The sequence below is a fragment of the Bradyrhizobium cedriense genome, assembly GCF_054602315.1.
The window spans coordinates 1-2,634 of the sequence record NZ_JBTSWB010000021.1 but is presented as its reverse complement, the minus strand read 5'-3'; the positions used below and the strand labels follow the sequence as shown (position 1 = coordinate 2,634).

General features: G+C 61.8%; 2 protein-coding genes and 3 pseudogenes. 1 reads left to right on the top strand and 4 read right to left on the bottom strand.

Features of this window, described 5'->3' with window-relative positions:
- The 3 genes and pseudogenes from ACYCVF_RS36710 to ACYCVF_RS36700 all read right to left on the bottom strand — a co-directional run.
- Nucleotides 1-554 (bottom strand): plasmid pRiA4b ORF-3 family protein (locus ACYCVF_RS36710; protein ID WP_459607652.1); only part of this gene is annotated, 554 nt, incomplete at its 3' end.
- Nucleotides 551-724 (bottom strand): annotated as a pseudogene (locus tag ACYCVF_RS36705) (transposase domain-containing protein); the annotation flags it as partial. The gene ACYCVF_RS36710 and the pseudogene ACYCVF_RS36705, both read right to left, overlap by 4 nt.
- Entirely contained in the window at nt 709-1,071 is a 363-nt protein-coding gene (locus ACYCVF_RS36700; RefSeq protein ID WP_459607647.1) for a LexA family protein, read from the bottom strand. The gene ACYCVF_RS36700 and the pseudogene ACYCVF_RS36705, both read right to left, overlap by 16 nt.
- Between ACYCVF_RS36700 and ACYCVF_RS36695 the strand changes: the two are divergent.
- Nucleotides 1,054-2,242: pseudogene (locus tag ACYCVF_RS36695) on the top strand (IS630 family transposase). The gene ACYCVF_RS36700 and the pseudogene ACYCVF_RS36695 sit on opposite strands and share 18 nt — an antisense overlap.
- On the opposite strand, the pseudogene ACYCVF_RS36690 reads toward ACYCVF_RS36695, so the two are convergent.
- Nucleotides 2,234-2,634: pseudogene (locus ACYCVF_RS36690) on the bottom strand (IS66 family transposase); the annotation flags it as partial. The pseudogenes ACYCVF_RS36695 and ACYCVF_RS36690 overlap by 9 nt on opposite strands.

Sequence of the window (2,634 nt, the reverse complement as noted above, 5' to 3'; positions counted from 1 at the left end):
GCGTTGACGGCGGCCTCGATTGCCTTCCGGTCGATGACGTTGGGATCGAACCGCTCCGGGCCCCAGAGGCGCATATGTTCGTGCTCTGGATGTGCGGGGTCGCTGATGGCATCAAGGTATTCGGCATAGCCTGGGGCACCGCCGACGTCTTCCGGAGGACACCGGCCGGCGGCCTCAAGCAGGAGGGGAAGTCCCTCTGTCGTGGTGTTATCGAACCATTTTTCGAGCTTGATCACATGATCCCAGCTGTCGCCGAAGTCATAGAGATAATGGATCGTCTTTGCGCCCGTCTCTTGAACGATATCACAGAGCCGCGCTTTGCTGGCATCCATGGGCTGGTGGCCGTAATCGTTGTGGGGATCAGGAATCCCCCAACGGATCTCACCAGCGAAGAACTCGAAGAGGTGGCTGTTCGTCCAGCCAAACGCCTCCTGAAGCGTCAGATGCAGCCGATCAAGGCGCAGGGTGACGGGTACGACCAGGCGACGCATCACCTCCGGCTTCACGTCCTTGAGGGTTACCTTGATCCGGACCGCGGTCGTGTTCAGGCTCATGCCGCCAGTCTCGGATCGTGAGCATCCATCGTGTAGGTCGATGCCCAGGGAAGCAGTTCGTCCAGTCGCGCCGCAGGCCAACCATTGATGAGCTTCGCGAGAACGTCAGCGAACCAGTGCTCGGCACTGACGCTATTGAGCTTACAGGTCTCGATTAACGAGGCCAGTACCTCGGCACAGAGGTTTTGACGGTTTGATCTGGGGCTTGCAGGGCTGGGAGGTCTTCTGGCGACACGAGGACCTCGATGCTGCGTGAGGCAGCTGGCGTTCTGCGGATGAGGCCGTTGCGCTCGAGGGTGAGGATCATCTGGTGCACCGTCGGCGGCGAGACGCCGAAAAACCGTTGGATGTCGCGTTCGGCCGGCGGCTGCCTGTTGACGCGGGTGTAGGCGTCGATGAACGCCAGATATTGGCCCTGCTTGGCGGTGAAGGGGGGGCGGCATTGCCAGACATTTGATTCATCAGTCGATTCACCTTGGCTTCCACGACGGAGGCTGCGATGAATGTACGATATCATGTCAAGTTGACCCGGGATGAGCGGACGGAACTCGGATTGCTGCTGCAGGGCGGCACGGGGGCAGTGCGCAAGCTCAAGCGCGCGCAGATCCTGCTGGCAGCGGATGCCGGGATGAGCGACGACGATATCGCTGCGAGCGTGGGTGTCGGTGGCTCGACGGTGTACCGGACCCGGCGGCGCTTCGTCGAAGGCAATCTGGCAGCGGCTTTGAGCGAAGAGCCTCGCCGTGGGGCAGAACGTAAGCTCACTGAGAAAGAGGAGGCGCTGCTGGTGGCCACCGCCTGCGCGCGTCCTCCAACCGGCCGCTCGCGCTGGACGCTGGAGCTTCTGGCTGACCAGATGGTCAGATTGACGTCTCACGAGAACCTGTCGCGAGAGACAGTGCGGCGGCGCCTGGCCGAGAACCATATCAAGCCGTGGCGTAAAAGCATGTGGTGCGTCCCAAAGGTCGACGCAGAGTATGTCGCGCACATGGAAGAAGTGCTCGATCTATACGCCGAAGCGGCCGATCCGCGGCAGCCGGTGGTCTGCTTCGACGAGAGCCCGGTCCAGCTCATCGGCGAGGTCCGTCAGCCGATCCCCGCCAAGCCAGGCCGGATCGAGCGTTACGATTACGAGTACCGGCGCAATGGCACGGCCAATCTGTTCGTGTTCATCGACGTGAACCGGCCCTGGCGCAAGGTGAAGGTGACGGAGCAGCGCACCGCGAAGGACTTCGCAGAATGCATGCGCGAGCTCGTCGACGAGCATTATCCCAAGGCTGATCGCATCCGCGTGGTGCTCGACAATCTGTCCACCCACAAGGCGGGCGCGCTTTATCAAGCATTCCCGCCCGACGAAGCTCGCCGCGTGTTGCGTCGCCTGGAGTTCCATCACACGCCAAAACACGCCAGCTGGCTCAACATGGTCGAGATCGAAATCGGCGTCCTCTCACGGCAGTGCCTCGATCGGCGTCCTCTCACGGCAGTGCCTCGATCGGCGGATCGACAGCTTTGCCCGTCTCGTCAGCGAGACCGCAGCCTGGGAAAAACGCCGCAACGCCGAGCGCGCCCGCATCAACTGGATGTTTACGACTGAGAACGCGCGGGCCAAACTGGGGCGCGCCTATCCGAAAGTCCCGGCCAAACCAACGAAAAAACAAAGAGTCAAAACTTCTGTGTCGAGACACTAGTACTGCCCAACTCTCGGCGCCCTCGTCGCAACCGGCAAAAAGGGAGTTCTTGGCATTGAGCTTGATCGGCCGCATCGCACGCTCGACCGCATTCGTGTCCATCTCGATGCGCCCGTCGTCAAGATAGAGCGTCAGGCCGTCCCAATGACGCAGCGCATAGCGCAAAGCCTTCGCCGTGTCGCTCTTCTGCGCAAGATGATCAAGCTTTGCCTCAAACCACTGTTTCAACGCTGCGGCCAGAGGCCGGGCATGCGCTTGTCGACCCGAGCGGCGCTCGGCATCAGATCGGCCGGGGAGGGCTTTCTCGACCGCGTAGAGCTGGGCGATGCGCTCGAGAGCGGCAACCGGAGCCGGCGCCGGCGAAGCCTCGCGCTCGATCTTCACAAACTGAC

Coding starts and splice junctions, on each gene's coding strand:
- ACYCVF_RS36700 (WP_459607647.1), bottom strand. CDS start 1,071: ATGATATCGTACATTCATCGCAGCCTCCGTCGTGGAAGCCAAGGTGAA.